The sequence below is a fragment of the Bradyrhizobium sp. NBAIM03 genome, from assembly GCF_020194055.1.
GTDB lineage: Bacteria > Pseudomonadota > Alphaproteobacteria > Rhizobiales > Xanthobacteraceae > Bradyrhizobium > Bradyrhizobium yuanmingense.
On sequence record NZ_JADYVS010000189.1, the window covers coordinates 1 to 428 of the forward strand.

Annotated in this window: 1 protein-coding gene; it reads left to right on the forward strand. The window is 53.3% G+C overall.

Translation table 11 applies throughout. The annotated features are described in order from the left end of the window. The coding region (locus I6F21_RS38025; protein WP_225184420.1) for a hypothetical protein at positions 1–391 on the forward strand (391 nt) is incomplete at its 5' end. Positions 392–428 lie beyond the last annotated feature (37 nt).

A 428-nucleotide genomic window follows, 5' to 3' on the forward strand; every position in this document is an offset into this window, starting at 1 on the left:
GGCCAAAGGCGTTCATGCCAAACTGCTCTACTCGCGAATGGGGGAAGTGACTGCGGATGACGGTACGGTGTTGCCTATAGCTGCTACCTTTGCCGGTGCGCCTTCGCTGACGGTCGATGCAGTCATTGTCCCTTGCGGCAATATTGCGGATATCGCTAACAACGGCGATGCCAACTACTATCTGATGGAAGCCTACAAACACCTTAAACCGATTGCGCTGGCAGGAGACGCGCGCAAGTTTAAAGCAACAATCAAGGTCGCTGACCAGGGTGAAGAAGGGATTGCGGAAGCTGACCGCGCCGATGGTAGTTTTATGGATGAACTGTTAACGCTGATGACAGCACACCGCGTGTGGTCACGCATTCCTAAGATTGACAAAATCCCGGCGTAAATATGGATAAGGTCACGCCCCCTGGGGAGTGACCTTA